13 protein-coding genes, 5 tRNA genes and 1 pseudogene are annotated in these 16,450 nt (G+C 52.4%); 1 reads left to right on the top strand and 18 read right to left on the bottom strand.

Annotated features, from left to right (window positions below; genetic code table 11):
- Positions 1–318 precede the first annotated feature (318 nt).
- Positions 319–1,185: pseudogene (locus tag ACHHZ6_RS13555) on the top strand (integrase domain-containing protein).
- A 90-nt stretch (positions 1,186–1,275) separates the two neighbouring features.
- On the opposite strand, the gene ACHHZ6_RS13550 reads toward ACHHZ6_RS13555, so the two are convergent.
- The 18 genes from ACHHZ6_RS13550 to mngA all read right to left on the bottom strand — a co-directional run bounded on the left by ACHHZ6_RS13550 (position 1,276) and on the right by mngA (position 16,353).
- Positions 1,276–1,351, bottom strand: a tRNA-Lys gene (locus ACHHZ6_RS13550).
- 31 nt (positions 1,352–1,382) lie between these two features.
- A tRNA-Lys gene (locus ACHHZ6_RS13545) sits at positions 1,383–1,458 on the bottom strand.
- Positions 1,459–1,600: 142 nt separating this feature from the next.
- Positions 1,601–1,676, bottom strand: a tRNA-Lys gene (locus ACHHZ6_RS13540).
- A gap of 3 nt (positions 1,677–1,679) precedes the next feature.
- Positions 1,680–1,755 (bottom strand) — tRNA-Val (locus ACHHZ6_RS13535).
- 129 nt (positions 1,756–1,884) lie between these two features.
- A tRNA-Lys gene (locus ACHHZ6_RS13530) sits at positions 1,885–1,960 on the bottom strand.
- Positions 1,961–2,121: 161 nt separating this feature from the next.
- The gene (gene cpoB, locus ACHHZ6_RS13525) at positions 2,122–2,916 is read right to left on the bottom strand and encodes a cell division protein CpoB (protein WP_182274160.1); all 795 of its coding nucleotides are present in this window, start codon (positions 2,914–2,916) and stop codon (positions 2,122–2,124) included.
- 9 nt (positions 2,917–2,925) lie between these two features.
- Complete coding sequence (gene pal / locus ACHHZ6_RS13520; RefSeq protein WP_003858578.1) at positions 2,926–3,447, bottom strand: peptidoglycan-associated lipoprotein Pal; 522 nt, start codon at positions 3,445–3,447, stop codon at positions 2,926–2,928.
- A gap of 35 nt (positions 3,448–3,482) precedes the next feature.
- Complete coding sequence (gene tolB / locus ACHHZ6_RS13515) at positions 3,483–4,775, bottom strand: Tol-Pal system beta propeller repeat protein TolB (RefSeq protein ID WP_196391354.1); 1,293 nt, start codon at positions 4,773–4,775, stop codon at positions 3,483–3,485.
- A 134-nt stretch (positions 4,776–4,909) separates the two neighbouring features.
- A complete protein-coding gene (gene tolA, locus ACHHZ6_RS13510; RefSeq protein WP_395122368.1) occupies positions 4,910–6,247 on the bottom strand; it encodes a cell envelope integrity protein TolA in 1,338 nt (445 codons plus the stop codon).
- A gap of 28 nt (positions 6,248–6,275) precedes the next feature.
- Complete coding sequence (gene tolR, locus ACHHZ6_RS13505) at positions 6,276–6,704, bottom strand: colicin uptake protein TolR (protein ID WP_181622709.1); 429 nt, start codon at positions 6,702–6,704, stop codon at positions 6,276–6,278.
- Between the two features lie 3 nt (positions 6,705–6,707).
- Positions 6,708–7,400, bottom strand: coding sequence for a Tol-Pal system protein TolQ (gene tolQ / locus ACHHZ6_RS13500; protein WP_182274158.1), 693 nt, complete (start codon positions 7,398–7,400; stop codon positions 6,708–6,710).
- Positions 7,397–7,801, bottom strand: a complete 405-nt coding sequence (ybgC, locus tag ACHHZ6_RS13495) for a tol-pal system-associated acyl-CoA thioesterase (RefSeq protein WP_003858593.1) — start codon at positions 7,799–7,801, stop codon at positions 7,397–7,399. Before ybgC ends, tolQ begins: the two co-directional genes overlap by 4 nt.
- A gap of 148 nt (positions 7,802–7,949) precedes the next feature.
- Complete coding sequence (ybgE, locus tag ACHHZ6_RS13490) at positions 7,950–8,240, bottom strand: cyd operon protein YbgE (RefSeq protein WP_182274157.1); 291 nt, start codon at positions 8,238–8,240, stop codon at positions 7,950–7,952.
- Positions 8,240–8,353: a cytochrome bd-I oxidase subunit CydX gene (gene cydX, locus ACHHZ6_RS13485; protein ID WP_006177208.1), complete on the bottom strand. Its 114-nt coding sequence runs from the start codon at positions 8,351–8,353 to the stop codon at positions 8,240–8,242. Before cydX ends, ybgE begins: the two co-directional genes overlap by 1 nt.
- Positions 8,354–8,367: 14 nt before the next feature.
- A complete protein-coding gene (gene cydB / locus ACHHZ6_RS13480; protein WP_182919604.1) occupies positions 8,368–9,507 on the bottom strand; it encodes a cytochrome d ubiquinol oxidase subunit II in 1,140 nt (379 codons plus the stop codon).
- Positions 9,508–9,522: 15 nt separating this feature from the next.
- Positions 9,523–11,091, bottom strand: a complete 1,569-nt coding sequence (gene cydA / locus ACHHZ6_RS13475) for a cytochrome ubiquinol oxidase subunit I (RefSeq protein ID WP_182274643.1) — start codon at positions 11,089–11,091, stop codon at positions 9,523–9,525.
- A 685-nt stretch (positions 11,092–11,776) separates the two neighbouring features.
- Positions 11,777–14,413, bottom strand: a complete 2,637-nt coding sequence (gene mngB / locus ACHHZ6_RS13470; protein WP_395122365.1) for a mannosylglycerate hydrolase — start codon at positions 14,411–14,413, stop codon at positions 11,777–11,779.
- A gap of 23 nt (positions 14,414–14,436) precedes the next feature.
- Complete coding sequence (gene mngA / locus ACHHZ6_RS13465) at positions 14,437–16,353, bottom strand: PTS 2-O-a-mannosyl-D-glycerate transporter subunit IIABC (protein WP_395122363.1); 1,917 nt, start codon at positions 16,351–16,353, stop codon at positions 14,437–14,439.
- Positions 16,354–16,450: the final 97 nt, after the last annotated feature.

Raw genomic sequence — 16,450 nt, 5'->3', positions numbered from 1 at the left:
GCGTAAAGCGACAAAGTGACGCCGTTCCACCACGCTTGACGCAAGCCACGGAAAATCTGGTCTGCGCCCTCAATCCCCCACACTGACACGTCGCTTTCAGGCCGCTGTCGGTTCAGAAACGGAGAAAAAGATCGATACCGAGGGGGGCATGATGCCCCGGAGAATTTCCTGCTACGGCAGGCAGCCTGTGCCGCGTACAGCCTGAAGCTCCCTACACCTCAACAACCTGCCTCCCCGGCGTGAAGGTATCGTTCTGGCACAGCCAAAAAGCATACGACGGGGCCATCTTGTGCTTTTTAACAGCAGCAATGGGGAGCTATGGGCAAATTAGGCGGTGAAATGAAGGCGTTGTCGAAAAAGGCGGGCGGTAGTTTTAAAACGGTGGATGACCGCATTCATATTATGCAGCGATTCAGTCGCCATTTACGTACGCTGAATATCCAGATCCAGCGGGTGGAACAGATCAGGGTTCGCCATATTGAATGCTATATTCAGACGCGATTGGCGCAGGAGATCGGTAAACGGACGCTGCAAAACGAAATGGCTGCGCTGCGTGGCGTGCTGCAACAGGCCGGGCGTAAGCAGGTGGCAGAACATGAGCGGCTGACCAATAAATCATTAGGGGTGGCTGGCGCATCCCGCAACGGCACTAACCGGGCCATCATGCCTGAGTATTATCAGCGGGTGCTGGCAGCCGCCCGCGGGAAAGACGCGGGGCTGGCAGCAACGCTGGAGCTGGCAAGGCTGATGGGGTTACGTTCGCAGGAGACGGTACAATGCTGTCAGTCACTGAACGCGTGGAAAAAGGCGCTGGAGCGCGGCGAAACCAGGCTGACGGTGGTTTTTGGCACCAAAGGCTACCGTCCACGCAAAACGTGTTATTCAGGATGCTATAGCTGTCAAAAAAGCGCTGGATAATGCCCTGTCTGTTGCAGAAGAACGAAATGGCAGTCTGATCGACCAGCCTGACCTCCAGAAAGCCATGAATTACTGGCGCGGGGAGATCGCCAGGGTCGGACTGAGGGGCGATTACACCCCACACTCACTGCGCGATGCGTGGACGCAGGATGCGATCCGCTACTATCTGGCGCAGGGATTCAGCGATAAGGAGGCGCTGGCAATGACGGCGACGGACGCGGGCGGTATGTAGCGCAGGTGTACGGGCGACAGGAAGAAAGTGACTAATACATACAGACGAAAAAAAACGTATACCTTTGACAGTAATACGGTTTCTTTACTTCCCCGGATGTCCTGAAACACCCCAGGAAGGTATGTTGGTGGGTCGTGCAGGATTCGAACCTGCGACCAATTGATTAAAAGTCAACTGCTCTACCAACTGAGCTAACGACCCCTTGCGGGATGTACTTCAAATTTATTCAGGCTGGTGGGTCGTGCAGGATTCGAACCTGCGACCAATTGATTAAAAGTCAACTGCTCTACCAACTGAGCTAACGACCCATCTGGGTGTTGCCTGAATATTCACTCGGAACCAATATAAATTGGTGGGTCGTGCAGGATGACTCGGCTTTGCCTCGCCCTTCGGGCCGTTGCTGAAGCAACGTTATCCTTCACGTTTAACATCTGAGTAAGACATTAAAATTGGTGGGTCGTGCAGGATTCGAACCTGCGACCAATTGATTAAAAGTCAACTGCTCTACCAACTGAGCTAACGACCCGAGTGGTGGGTGATGACGGGCTCGAACCGCCGACCCCCTCCGTGTAAAGGAGATGCTCTACCAACTGAGCTAATCACCCACTCTGTACTGCCGGTAATGCGTTAAGTGGTGGGTCGTGCAGGATGACTCGGCTTTCGCCTCGCCCTACGGGCCGTTGCTAAAGCAACGTTATCCTTCACGTTAAGCTATTACTATCCACCTAACTTATTGGTGGGTCGTGCAGGATTCGAACCTGCGACCAATTGATTAAAAGTCAACTGCTCTACCAACTGAGCTAACGACCCACTTTTACGCTGTTTTCACGTTGTTTGATATCCCGTGGCAACGGCGGCATATATTACTGATTTAAGAATTCTGCGCAACAAAAATTTCGATGAAGATCACTTAACTGCTTACGAATCATGCTGCACGACCAGAAATAACGCGATTTCTGGTCATGCGATAATCATCCCATCGAACTCAGACGTTTTTGCGCCTGTTTAGCACCTTCGGTGCCAGGGAATTTTGTGACGACTTGCTGATAAACCGCTTTGGCTTTCGCAGTGTCACCTTTGTCCTGCATGATCACGCCGACCTTAAACATCGCATCAGGCGCTTTTGGCGATTTTGGGTAATTTTTCACCACAGAGGCAAAATAAAACGCCGCATCGTCCTTCTTACCCTTGTTGTAATTCAACTGACCCAACCAATAGTTCGCATTGGGCAGATAAGTGGAATCAGGGTATTTCTTAACGAAGTTCTGGAACGCAACGAGAGCGTCTTCCTGACGAGATTTATCCTGCACCAGGGCAATAGCTGCATTGTAATCCGTATTGGCGTCACCGCTCTGTACAGGCGCACCTGTCGAAGCCGAAGCATTGTCTGCCGGAGCAGGTGTTGCTGTCGCCGCACCGCTCTGATCGCCCGCTGCTGGCTGCGCTGCTGCACCGCCGCTGCTCAGGCTATCTATCTGCTGCAAAATTTGCTTCTGACGATCCATAACCTGGTTAAGCTGATATTGGCTTTCCTGAATCTGGCCACGGAGAGAGTCAATATCGTTTTGGTTATCGGAAAGTTGCTGCTGGAGTTGAGTTAAAAGCTGGCTGTGAGCGTTAGAAATACGCTCGAGTTGAGTGACCCGGTCTTCTACCGAGCCTGAGCCGACACTACTGATTGGTGCCTGAGCAAAAGCGGCCCAGGGGGCCGCTATTCCAACCAGTAACGACAGACTCAACAGATGATGTCTGAAGTTACTGCTCATGCAATTCTCTTAGTAAACCAGTACGGCACGACGGTTTTTGGAGTAAGCCGCTTCGTCGTGACCCAGTACTGCAGGTTTTTCTTTACCGTAAGAAACGATGGAGATCTGGTCAGCAGAAACGCCTTTACCCTGCAGGTACATCTTAACGGCGTTAGCACGACGCTCACCCAGGGAGATGTTGTACTCTGGAGTACCACGTTCGTCCGCATGACCTTCTACGGTGACTTTGTAAGATGGGTTGCTACGCAGGAAGTTAGCGTGAGCATCCAGCATCGCAGCGAAGTCAGAACGGATGTCGTATTTATCCAGATCGAAGTAAACGATGTTGTTCTGCTGCAGCTGCTGCATCTGAAGACGCGCTTGCTCTTCAGAAGACATGTTGCCATTGCCGTTAGCGTCCATACCGGTGCCGGCACCCATCATGCCTTCGCCGCTCTGGTCATTGCTTGCGTTCTTGTTAGAAGAACACGCTGCGATTGCCATTACAGGCAGAGCGATCATCAGCCCCTTCAGCACTTTGTTCAGTTGCATTTCTATGATTCCTTTAGTAATCAATTAATTATTATTTACAGATACGGCGACCAGGCAGGTGATTTTACCTGTCCATCAGTTGCCGGAATACGCGCTTTGAAACGCCCATCTGTAGAAACCAGATTCAGCACAGATCCCATCCCCTGAGAAGAGCTGTAGATTACCATCGTGCCGTTAGGTGCCAGACTTGGCGTTTCATCCAGGAACGTTGACGACAGAACCTGCACGCCACCCGCTACCAGATCTTGTTTGGCAATGTGCTGCTGCCCACCGTTGGAGCTAACCATTACCATAAATTTACCGTCGCTGCTCACGTCTGCGTTCTGGTTCTGCGTACCTTCCCAGCTAATACGTTGCGGAGCACCGCCGTTGATATTCACTTTATAGATTTGTGGACGGCCGGCCTGGTCAGAAGTAAATGCCAGGTTCTGGCTGTCCGGGAACCAGCTTGGTTCCGTGTTGTTGCTACGACCATCAGTCACCTGGCGGATCTGACCAGAACCGACATCCATCACGTACAGGTTCAGGCTACCGGTTTTAGACAGGGCAAATGCCAGCTTAGAACCGTCCGGAGAGAACGATGGAGCACCGTTGTGACGTGGGAACGAAGCGACCTGACGAACAGCACCGTTAGCCAGTGTCTGGATAACCAGCGCAGAACGACCGCTTTCGAAGGTAACATAGGCCAGTTTGGAACCATCCGGAGACCAGGCTGGAGACATCAGCGGCTGAGAAGAACGTTTCACCAGGAACTGGTTGTAACCGTCGTAGTCAGACACACGCAGCTCATACGGGAACTGACCGCCGTTGGTCTGCACCACATAGGCGATACGGGTACGGAATGCGCCTTTAATGCTGGTCAGTTTTTCGAATACCGCGTCGCTGGCAGCGTGAGCCGCGTAGCGCAGGTACTGTTTAGTGACCTTGTAAGAGTTCTGTGCCAGAACGGTGCCCGGTGCGCCGCCGGTATCAACCAGCTGCCATGCAACGTTGAAAGAACCGTCTGGGTTAGGGGTAACCTGACCCACCACCACGGCATCAATACCCAGCGCAGACCATGCGGCAGGCTGTACCTCCTGCGCGCTGCCCGGCTGCTGTGGCAGACGAGAACGATCTAATGGGTTGAATTTACCGCTGTTACGCAGGTCAGCTGCAACGATGCCACCCGCATCTTCAGGTGCAGCACCTGGGCCAGCCCACTGGAACGGAACAACACCGATTGGACGCGCCGAGTCCACCCCCTGGGTGATCTCGATACGTACCTCTGCGTGCAGCACAGCTGCCCACAGCATTAAGAAACTAAATGCTACACGTAATGCCTGCTTCATCATATCTCCCTTATCCAGGTAACCTTACCCACGATAATTTAGCAGAATGTTAACAAACTCAAATAGACAAAACTACCAGAACCCTGTGACTAAACCTGGTCTAAATTTCCCCGTTTGCACGGGGAAAATGTAACTTAAGGTTTGAAGTCCAGCGGTGCATTTTTGAATGTTTCATACACAGCCTGAGACGGTGGTTTCGGGAATTTCGTCATTCTGCTGGTTGCAGATAACATCTGCTGACAGAATGCGTCATCCCCACCTTCCGGCTTCACGCTAAGTATGCTGCCGTCAGAACTTATATTTACACGCAAAGTACAGGTCTTGCCTTTATAGGTTTCCCAGTCATACAGATGACCACGAATAGCTGCCTGCACCTGTGAAATATACGAAGCAATCTCGGCCTGTGATGCACCACCCTGCCCTTGTTTACTTCCTTTAGCAGGAGATGCCCCACCAGCGCTACCACTGGTAGTACCTTTCGGCGCATTCTTACCAGCACTCAAGTCGCCAAGTAGATCGTCAACGCCTGCAGCCGCGGCAGCTTTCTCAGCGGCTGCAGCCTTTTTCGCGGCGGCTTTATCAGCGGCAGCTTTCTTATCGGCAGCGGCTTTCTCTGCTGCAGCTTTCTTATCCGCAGCAGCTTTCTCAGCGGCAGCTTTTTTGTCTGCTGCGGCTTTTTCAGCGGCAGCCGCTTTTTCAGCAGCAGCTTTCTCTGCAGCAGCGGCTTTCTTCGCAGCATCAGCAGCTGCTTTCTTCTCAGCTTCCTGAGCAGCTTTCTTCGCTGCTTCCGCTTCGGCTTTCTTCTGAGCATCGGCAGCCGCTTTCTTCGCTACTTCTGCTTCAGCTTTCTTCTGAGCATCGGCAGCCGCTTTCTTCGCTACTTCTGCTTCAGCTTTCTTCTGAGCGTCGGCAGCGGCTTTCTTCGCTGCTTCCGCTTCAGCTTTCTTCTGAGCATCGGCAGCCGCTTTTTTCGCCGATTCTGCCGCTAATTTAGCCTGGGCATCAGCCTGCGCTTTCGCGTCCGCTGCAGCTTTTGCAGCCGCTTCTTCCGCCTGCTTTTGCTGTTCCTGTGCTTTCTTCGCGGCCTCTTCAGCCTGCTTCTGCTGTTCCGCCTGCTCTTTTGCGGCTTCCTGCGCCTGCAAACGTTCTTTCTCAAGCTGCTTCAGACGCTCTTGCTCGGCGGCCTGCTTTTCACGCAGTTCATCCGCTTGCTGTTGCGCCTGTTTCTCACGCTGCTCTTCAGCTCGTTTTGCACTCGCTTTCTGCTGCTGCTGACGATTATAGTTCTGCACTACCGCACCGGGATCCACCATCACGGCGTCGATGGAAGAACCTCCACCGCCGCCCGCTGATGCATCGATATGCTCGTCGAACGAACTCCAGATCAGTGCTGCAAAAAGAATAACGTGCAGCACTGCGGAGACGATTATCGCTCGCTTAAGCTTGTCGTTCTGTTCGGTTGCCTTTGACACTATCGGTTCCCAAAAACTACGCAGATGATCAAATAGGCTGAGTCATTAAGCCAACTGACTTAACACCCGCACTATGTAGCAAGTTCAGCGCTTTAATAATTTCATCGTATGGTACGTCTTTCGCGCCACCGATTAAGAAGACCGTTTTCGGATTTGACTCCAGGCGTCGTTGCGCTTCAGCAATAACCTGCTCAGGTGGTAGCTGATCCATACGATCTTTCTCTACCACCACGCTGTATTGCCCTACGCCGGAAACCTCAATGATGACTGGAGGGTCGTCATTGGTGCTTACCGCCTGTGATTCTGTCGCATCCGGCAGATCAACTTCCACGCTCTGGGTAATGATGGGCGCTGTCGCCATAAAGATCAGCAGCAGTACCAGCAGTACGTCCAGCAGCGGAACGATATTGATTTCGGACTTGAGCTCGCGACGCCCCCGTCCACGCGTTCTGGCCATGGTTTACCCCTTGTTGCTCTCGGTGCTGGTAAACGCCTGACGGTGCAGAATCGCGGTGAACTCTTCCATAAAGTTGTCGTAGTTCAGTTCCAGTTTGTTCACACGCTGGTTCAGACGGTTGTAAGCCATTACTGCCGGAATTGCAGCAAACAGACCGATTGCCGTTGCAATCAGTGCTTCTGCAATACCCGGTGCCACCATCTGCAACGTCGCCTGCTTCACCGCACCCAGCGCGATAAAGGCGTGCATGATCCCCCATACCGTACCAAACAGACCGATGTATGGGCTGATGGAACCTACGGTACCCAGGAAAGGAATATGCGTTTCAAGATTTTCCAGCTCGCGGTTCATGGAAATGCGCATCGCACGCGATGCACCTTCAACGACCGCTTCCGGCGCATGGCTGTTAGCACGATGCAGACGGGCAAACTCTTTGAAACCGCTGTAGAAAATTTGCTCGGAGCCTGCGAGGTTCTCACGGCGTCCCTGGCTTTCCTGGTACAAACGAGAAAGTTCGATACCTGACCAGAACTTATCTTCAAACGCTTCCGCCTCACGGCCTGCTGCATTGAGGATACGTGTTCTCTGGATGATGATAGCCCAGGATGCGATTGAAAAACCAATCAAAATCAACATGATAAGTTTAACCAGAAGGCTAGCCTTCAGGAACAAATCAAGGATATTCATGTCAGTCACTGCTTAAACTCCGCGACAATAGACTTAGGAAGCGCACGAGGCTTCATTATGGTTGGATCAACACAAACAATCAGTACTTCAGCTGAGTTCAGTACGGTGTTCTCTGCATTGACTATCCGCTGCGTGAAAACCAGTGAGGTTCCGCGCATTGATGTAATTTCAGTTTGGACTTCGAGCATATCGTCGAGTCTGGCAGGCGCAAAATACTCAAGCGTCATCTTGCGTACCACAAAGGCAACTCGCTCAGCCAACAGTACCTGTTGGCTAAAGTGATGATGGCGCAGCATCTCTGTGCGTGCCCGTTCATAAAAAGCAACGTAGCTGGCGTGGTAAACCACACCACCGGCGTCAGTATCTTCGTAATAGACACGAACCGGCCATCGAAACAGCGTTGTATTCACTTTACATCCCGGTAATGCAACAAAAGTTAACTCTTTTAAACTTCGCTACTATACGCGCGGGAAAGATGGTTTGGAATGGGAGAAAGTAAACGGAGAGTAAATTTTTATGGGCTCGGGTAAGCCCATATCATTAACGGACATTTCTTATTCAGAAGAAGAAGAAAATCAAACCGGCGAGAAGAACCAGATCGGCGAGCAGCGGGCAAAAAAGACCCTGCCAGTGAAGTGCTTTCGGACGAAAGCCCACGCCGTGAATGACGCCAGCACACACCGCCCACATAATGAGGAAGCCGTGCCAGATCTCAAGCTCGCTGGTCTTTGCCGCGAAGCGCGACGGGTCCCAGAAGATACAGCCTGCCAGCAGTAATGCCATCACTAAAGAAAGCGCCCTTAACGGGCGCTTATCCATTACCGCGTAAAGCATCGCGATAATTTTCATTAGTGTTTTTCTTCACCCGCTTTGGACGCTTCAACGTGCTCAAGCGCCAGTGCGGTGATGACACCAAAGGCACAGGCAAGAAGCGTCCCTAAAATCCATGCGAAATACCACATATTCAGCTCCTTACTTAGTACATAGAGTGGGTGTTGCTTTCGATATGTTCTTTGGTGATACGACCGAACATTTTCCAGTAACACCAGGTGGTGTAGAGCAGGATAATCGGTACGAATACACAAGCCACATATGTCATCAGGTTCAGCGTCAGCTGGCTGGAGGTTGCATCCCACATGGTCAGGCTAGCATTCATCATGGTGCTGGATGGCATCACGAATGGGAACATAGCAATACCCGCAGTCAGGATGATGCACGCCAGCGTCAGTGAAGAGAACACGAACGCCAGTGCGCCTTTTTCCAGACGAGACGTCAGCACCGTCAGCAGTGGCAGCAATACACCCAGTGCCGGGATAGCCCACAGCGCAGGAGTATTGTTGAAGTTCACCAGCCATGCACCAGCCTGACGAGCCACTTCTTTGGTCAGCGGGTTAGACGGTGCAGCGTGGTTGATAGCAGACGTCACTACGTAACCATCAATACCGTACATCACCCAAACGCCAGCCAGTGCGAAGCAGACCAGCGTTACCAGAGCAGCAACCTGAGCTGTCGTGCGAGAACGCAGGTGCAGTTCACCCACAGTACGCATCTGCAGATAGGTCGCGCCCTGGGTAATGATCATCGCCACACTCACTACGCCTGCCAGCAGACCAAACGGGTTCAGCAGCTGGAAGAAGTTACCGGTGTAGTAAAGACGCATGTAATCGTCGATGTGGAACGGTACGCCCTGCAGCAGGTTACCGAACGCCACGCCAATCACCAGAGGTGGAACGAAGCTACCAATGAAGATGCCCCAGTCCCACATGTTGCGCCAGCGGGTGTCTTCAATCTTGGAACGGTAGTCGAAACCAACCGGACGGAAGAATAAAGACGCCAGCACCAGAATCATCGCCACGTAGAAACCGGAGAACGCAGCCGCGTAGACCATCGGCCAGGCAGCAAACAGTGCGCCGCCTGCGGTGATCAGCCACACCTGGTTACCGTCCCAGTGTGGGGCGATGGAGTTGATCATGATTCGACGCTCGGTGTCATTACGACCGAGGAAACGGGTGAGCATGCCCACCCCCATGTCGAAACCATCCGTGACCGCAAAACCGATCAGCAGGATACCGACCAGCAGCCACCAGATAAAACGCAATACTTCATAATCGATCATTTGATGACTCCTGTCTTAGCGTGCCGGCTGAGTAGTCGCACCGGACTGCTCGTAGTGATAGCGACCGGTTTTCAGGCTGCTTGGGCCAAGGCGCGCGAACTTGAACATCAGGAACAGTTCAGCCACCAGGAACAGGGTGTACAGACCACAAATCAGCAGCATGGAGAAGATCAGATCGCCCGCTGTCAGGGTAGAGTTCGCGACCGCTGTTGGCAGCACCTCACCTATCGCCCACGGCTGACGGCCATATTCCGCCACGAACCAACCGGATTCGATAGCAATCCACGGCAGTGGAATACCGTACAACGCGGTACGCAGCAGCCATTTTTTCTGACCAACGCGGTTACGAATAACAGACCAGAAGGACGCTGCAATGATCAGCAACATCAGGATGCCGCAGCCCACCATGATACGGAAGGCGAAGTACAGCGGCGCAACGCGTGGAATGGAGTCTTTGGTTGCCATCTGAATCTGTGCTTCCGTCGCGTCGGAGACGTTCGGGGTATAGCGTTTCAGCAGCAGACCGTAACCCAGGTCTTTCTTCACGTTATTAAACTGATCGCGAACCGCCTGGTCGGTAGAACCGGCACGCAGTTGTTCCAGCAACGCATAAGCTTTCATACCGTTACGGATACGGCCTTCATGCTGCACCATCAGTTCTTTCAGGCCAGTCACCTGTTTGTCGACGGAGCGAGTAGCAATGATGCCGAGCGCGTAAGGGATCTGGATGGAGAAGTGGTTTTGCTGCGCATCCTGATCCGGAATACCGAACAGAGTAAAGGCAGCCGGAGCCGGTTGCGTTTCCCACTCAGCTTCGATAGCCGCCAGCTTGGTTTTCTGCACGTCACCCATTTCGTAACCGGATTCATCACCCAGAACGATAACGGACAGAATCGCTGCCATGCCGAAGCTTGCCGCGATGGCGAAGGAACGTTTAGCGAAAGCGAAGTCACGACCACGCAGCATATAGTAGGAGCTGATGCCCAGAATGAACATCGCACCACACACATAACCAGATGCTACAGTGTGAACGAATTTAACCTGTGCGACCGGGTTCAGTACCAGCTCGGCAAAGCTGACCATCTCCATACGCATGGTTTCGAAGTTGAAATCAGACGCGATCGGGTTCTGCATCCAGCCGTTCGCCACCAGGATCCACAGTGCGGACAGGTTAGAACCTAATGCCACCAGCCAGGTTACCGCCATATGCTGGACTTTACCCAGACGGTCCCAACCGAAGAAGAACAGACCTACAAAGGTGGATTCGAGGAAGAAGGCCATCAGACCTTCAATGGCCAGCGGCGCACCGAAGATATCCCCTACATAGTGGGAATAGTAAGACCAGTTAGTCCCGAACTGGAACTCCATGGTCAAACCGGTTGCCACGCCCAGTGCAAAGTTGATACCAAACAACTTGCCCCAGAACTTGGTCATATCTTTATAAATCTGTTTGCCGGAGAGGACGTAGACCGTTTCCATGATGGCCAGCAGGAACGCCATACCGAGCGTCAGTGGCACAAACAGGAAGTGGTACATCGCGGTCAAGGCAAACTGTAAGCGCGACAGTTCGACTATATCTAACATCATGACTCCTTGCTCATCGCATGAAGACTCCGAGAGTGGACGCCGTTAGATACGACGGATCCACACACATGCCCCAATACAAAATTATCTGCTTCCCTTCTTCGTTGCTTATTCTCTACAGGAGGAAAAAGCAGTGATGAAAAGTTACAAATACGTTAATAAAAAACCCAAATTGATCCCGCAAATATAATACGCTGCAAAACCCTTACAATAAACAGGTTTTTATTGAATCACTTTTACGTTTTTCGACGGTGATCAATTTATAGCAAAACTACCACTTTTCAGCCATTTTGATCGGGGACAATTTAACGTCTTTTGGTATCTTTTTCCAAGGATTAAACATTGATTTAAATCAAAAACAATCACCGTTGTTAACCATGTTTAATTGCAGTGCGAATGGTGAAAATCATGTTAATGACATGTACATCACGAGGTATTGATGGTTATCAAATGCAGGGAATAATATGAACAGAAGTGATTTTAATTAACGAGAAAGGACAATGCAGTTTCACATGCAGGTAAACATATAATGATAGCCACCTCACAGTATTTTTCCATTGCTTTACTGTAACTCTTCGCAATTACATTTAATTTACCTTTACCAACCACAAAATTAACACCGCTTTGTGACTATTCGATGAAACAAAAGACCGCAATGTCTGCGGTCTTTTGAACGTGTGGAATGTTACCCCTCTATCTGAATACTAAAGGTACGCGACTGCCCCGGGCGAAATGCCCCCACGATGCCTTTTTCGTCATGCCCGCCCTCTTTAGTGCGTTCATTCATGTCGGTTTCGTGGCACCCTTTAATCGTCCGGTTTACCGCTAAAGTGGCATCGTAAGAGGTCGACTCCGATGGATTGAACAGGCGAAGGATAAGGGCTTCGCCGTCTTCTGACTTTTTCAATGCACTCAACATACAACCTGTCGGTGGCAACGTTAACAGGCTGTAGCTCTCCGGCGTCCTGAACGCAGCGCGGTTAAGTTTCATCGCATCCCAGGGGATTTTGTTATAGCAGTGAACCGGGGTAAGCCATGCCTTCGCCTGCTGGGCAACACCGGCATCGTCAGGCGATCCGCTAAAACTATAGAGGCTAAAACGGCAGTCAAGCTGGCCACGAACCTGCGAGTCCGGTACGGGCATCTTGATACCAGATGGTCTTCCAGGCCGCAGGAGTAAATCCTCCTTCCCGAGAACCCCCACTCCGCGCAGAAGCGTCAGGGCAAATGTTTTATGAGCGTCACCGATAACTTCAAATTCCCGCAGTCCCTCAGTGAACAACGCCATTCCATGATGCTTTTCCTGGAGTACGGCGTAGTTGAGGAGATTCCAGACCGGCAGTGGCGCTTCCTTCCATCCCTCTTCCTGCCAGTTCGTCATGGCCTCATCCCACACAGGGCGCGTCAGCGAGCCAAACTGCGTATCGGCTAACACCGCTTCCGTATTAAATGGCGTGGGGATCAGTACACGGACGCGATGATCGTCAGCCTGATTATCCAGCCGAACCTCCACATCAATACGCCGGCTGTTATGGCTGAGCGTCACCGCCATTTCAGCAGTGAGAAGACCGTTTTGCTGGCGTGCCGAACGTTCGGTGAGGTTTGCCGGAACCGCCATTCGATGACGGATCAGCACCCTGCTCTGCCAGCCTTCATGAGTAACCTCAACGTCATGCTCGCCTTGCACTGAAGTGAGCCGCCACTCCTCTCGCGACGGAGAATAGTCATACTCATCACCATCATCGGAACTCTCTTCAATTTCCAGCACGCGGTCATAGATAAGACCTGACACTTTATCGTGCAGACGCAGCGTTCCGTCACCGTTCAGGCTTATCTGCCAGAAGGCATTTTCCAGCAATGCCTCTGTTGTTTTCGTTGGCGGAAGCGCGTCACCCGCGATATGCGGTTCGATATACAGCGTGCGGTAGCCCATTGATGGCAGGTTCTGACTGAGCTGGATATCGAACGCCATAAACGGCTCATAATTCCCGTAATGGACGATCTGCCTGTCAATCAGCCCCGGATCAAGTTCGCGGGCGTGGCGAATGAAATACGGAACGTCGTTGCCTTTATCATCCACCAGGCGGAACTGGCTGGCACGCAGGCGGATCGTCGTGTTAATCACCTCGTCACGCGGCCAGGGCATCAGGTTGAACATCACCAGTTTGTCTGCATCGCTTTGCGGCATGTTGTCGACAATCTTGCGCATATAAAAATGCGTCAGGTTATCGGCCATATCCTCAGCCAGCTCGAAACGCGAGAGGATTTCGCGATGCACCTTGTCGCTACAGCAGCAGCCAATGCTGTCGTGGGCGTGATTTTTCAGGATCTCTTTCCACATTTTTTCCAGCAGGCCGTGGTGGTATTCAAACCCCAGCGTCCAGGCAAGCGTTGCCAGCGGCTCCAGGACATTAACGATTTTGTTCTCTATGCGGGCATGTGCAATTTTAATGTCCATCCGCGTGGAGCCTATCGTCCGGTGCACACGCATGTATTTACCGTCGATAAACTCCCCTTTCAGCGTCGCCAGTTCTTCACGGTGTGCTTCAATATGTTCAAAGACTTCCTCAAACCGGCTCATCACAAATTTACGCTGCGGATAAATTTCACGAAGCTTATCCATCACTGCGAAAATGTTTTGCTGCAGCGGCATCTGGTCGTGACCGTTGGGCAACAATATCTCCTTCGTGACGGAGGCTTTTTCCAGCACCCCGAAGTAACTGTCGAGCCGTTTTCGTAACCCTTCTTCATCCTCCGGTAAGTACTTACCAATCGCGTAACCTAACGGCAGTACCTGTGTCGTGACCTCACTGCCATCCGCACTCTGCCATAAAAACTCCGTTTTATCTGTCCCGTGACGCTCTGAACAACCGCGCCAGAACATGGCTCGCGTAATACCAAAACCGTTATAAATGTGCGGAAGTTGCCCGGACATGCCGAACGAATCCGGCAGGTAGCCAATCTTCATCGGCTCACCCAATGCCATACAGTCGCGGATGCCATACATCAGGTTGCGAACAATCGACTCGCCGGAAACAATTGTGGTGTCCGTCTGGGTATACCAGGGGCCAATAATCAGTTTCCCGGCCTCAACCAGTGCCTTCACCCGGGGCCGGTTTTCTGGTTTCACCGCGAAGTAATCTTCCAGAACCGCCGTCTGCCCGTCGAGGACGTAGTATTTGTATGCGTCATCCTGCTCAAGACGGGTGAGGATCTCCTCCATATTATTGACAAGGAGAATGCGCGACGCTTCAGTGGTGAAATACCACTCACGGTCCCAGTGCATATGCGGTGTAATATGAACGCGAGATACAGCTTTCATCTTCGTTTCCTGTTTGTGCGTGTTTATGGCATGGCGTCTTCAATGACGTATTTGCCGCGCTTTACCGCCTGACGTCGCCAGAAAAGTAAAATGAGTGTCGAGATGGCGGTCCCCACCAGCGCAGCCCCAAACCAGCCCACTGCCGCCGTGATGCCACCCATTCCGCTATGATGGAGCAAGAAGAGGGAGAAAATGCCCGCTCCCGGCGTGGACAACCCGATGCCCATTGCACCGACAATCGCACCGGTCACCATTGAACCCAATACGAATGAACCAATGACCCGCAGCGGATCTTCAATAGCCATTGGGATCGCCCCTTCGGTAATCCCCGCCAGCCCCAACAACCACGTTGACTTACCGGTTTCGATTTCAAACTGCTTGAAGAGATGTGGAGCCAGCAGGGTTGATGCGGTCACCGTGAAGGCGGACACCATTTTGACGGAGGCAAAAATGGCATACGGCCCATAGACACCGTTCGCCATCGCCCCCAGACAGAATGCATACGCCGCTTTGTTGACCGGCCCGCCCAGATCGAATGAACACATAAAGCCGAGAATCGTCCCCAGCAGCAGCGCGTTAGCCCCCGACAGTCCGTTGAGCCAGGCGGTAAGTGAATTGTTTATCCACGCCACGGGCTCACCGATCACAAACAGCATCAGACTGCCCGCCCCCAGCACGCCAATAACCGGATAGAGGTAATAGGTCAGAAAGCCGTTATAGCGATTATTGAGACGAATATGATTTTTCACCCAGCGCATCAGGTAGCCGGCAATCAACCCGCCGGCGATCGCTCCCAAAAAACCAGAGCCGATCATATTCGCGGCAAGACCGGCGGCGAACCCCGGAGCCAGGGCGGGTTTATCCGCCAGTGAGTAAGCTGTATAGGCGGCGAGCACGGGCACCATCAAAATGCCGAGCATGCCACCGCCGAGTTTGCGGTACATCCACAGCCATGAGTTTTCCTGATCGAACAGATGCTGTAAGCCCAGCATCTGCGCCAGCAGTACCGAGATAGCCAGCACCGTACCTCCCGCCACAATCAGCGGTACAGCAAACGAGATACCGCTCAGTAGCGCCTGCTTAAGCTCTGTTTTGAAGCTCTTTTTATCCCCGTTCTGAGCCTGCACAGGGCGAGTATCCTGAGAAGGCTGCAATGCCAGAGCGCGCTCAATAAGGGCTTCAGCATGGCGAAGCGGTTCCGCTACCGGTACGGAAAGCGTGGGGATCCCCTGGAAGCGTTCGCTCTCTTTAACCGCCACTTCAGCAGCCAGAATACAGGCTTGCGCATGCTGCAATTGCCAGGCCGTTAACCGACCTTCAATACCGTTCGCCCCCTGTTTTTCCACCACCACGTTTACACCCAGCTTACGTCCCGCTTTCTCGAGGTATTCAGCAGCCATATACGTATGGGCAATCCCTGCCGGACAGGCGGTCACACAGACAAGGGTTGGCGCATCCACCAGAGGTGACGCTTCCTCAACCTGTGACGTTTCGTCCAGAGCAGCAAGCAGGGCTTCTGCCGTCGTCGCCGCCATCACGCGTGCCCGGAGTGCGTCATCAGCCAGCCGGGAAGTCAGCTCCGTTAACACCTGTATATGTGTTGAACCCGCTTCAGCAGGTGGAATAGCAAGCAGGAAAATCAATTCAACGTCTTCAGGGCCATCCACGCCTTCCCATTTAAGCGGCGCGTCCAGCGTTGCTACCGCAAAGGCAGCCTCTTTCACCACGGGCGATTTGCCATGTGGTACCGCCAGCCCTTCCCCCAGTGCGGTAGGGCCAAGCGATTCCCGACGGAAGACTTCTGCCAAAAATTCATCACCATCGGTAATTTTTCCCAGCTCCAGAAGTCGCATCGTTAGCTGGCGTATTGCCTCATCACGGCTGCCATAGTGCCCCTTCACACAGACAGCGCCGGGATGGGTCAGGGTCGTCAGGTTCATACGGATCCTCACACTTATGTTGTTTTTATCTGAGGGCGATTGTGACAGACGAAACAATACATTTATGTGATCATTTTCACTAACAATCACAATTTGT

The sequence above is a fragment of the Enterobacter cloacae complex sp. 2024EL-00214 genome (assembly GCF_043945575.1).
GTDB classification, from domain to species: domain Bacteria; phylum Pseudomonadota; class Gammaproteobacteria; order Enterobacterales; family Enterobacteriaceae; genus Enterobacter; species Enterobacter cloacae_P.
The sequence above is the reverse complement of the archived record's forward strand: the minus strand, read 5'-3'. Positions and strand labels throughout refer to the sequence as shown.